General features: G+C 63.3%; 1 pseudogene. It reads left to right on the top strand.

Features of this window, described 5'->3' with window-relative positions:
* A pseudogene (locus ACTJK0_RS21415) lies at positions 1-712 on the top strand (pyruvate dehydrogenase (acetyl-transferring), homodimeric type); the annotation flags it as partial.

The raw sequence follows: 712 nt of genomic DNA, 5'->3' as shown, positions 1-712 counted from the left end.
CCTCAAGCGCGGCGGCCACGACTACCGCAAGGTCTACGCCGCCTACAAGGCAGCCACCGAATTCAAGGGCAAACCCACCGTCATCCTCGCCCACACCGTCAAGGGCTACGGCCTGGGCCCCAGGTTTGAAGGCAGGAATGCCACACACCAAATGAAGAAGCTGACGGTCGAGGACCTCAAGGACTTCAGGGATTACCTGCGCATTCCCATTTCTGATGAACAACTCGACGCCGACCCGTACCGGCCTCCCTATTACCACCCGGGGTTTGATGCACCCGAGATTGCCTACCTCCTTGACCGGCGGAGGGCGCTGGGCGGTTCTGTTCCGGAACGGCGTTCCGGTCATCAGGCTGTTGAACTGCCGGATGCGAAGTCCTACGAGGTGGCCAAGCGCGGATCCGGCAAGCAGCAGGCCGCCACCACCATGGCATTTGTTCGCCTGCTCAAGGATTTGCTTCGGGACAAGGGGTTCGGGAACCGGATTGTGCCCATCGTGCCGGACGAGTCACGCACCTTCGGTATGGACGCCTTCTTCCCCACCGCCAAGATCTATAGCCCGGCCGGGCAGAACTACCTGTCCGTGGACCGGGACCTGGTGCTGGCCTACAAGGAATCCCCCGCCGGGCAGCTGATCCACCCGGGCATCAACGAAGCCGGCGCCGTGGCAGCCTTCACCGCCGCCGGAACCTCCTACGCCACCCACGGCGTACCC

Origin of the sequence: Paenarthrobacter sp. 22069, assembly GCF_052046035.1 — a bacterium.
Classification (GTDB): Bacteria; Actinomycetota; Actinomycetes; order Actinomycetales; family Micrococcaceae; genus Arthrobacter.
Note: the sequence above shows the minus strand (reverse complement) of the source record. Positions and strands in the feature narration are given on the sequence as shown.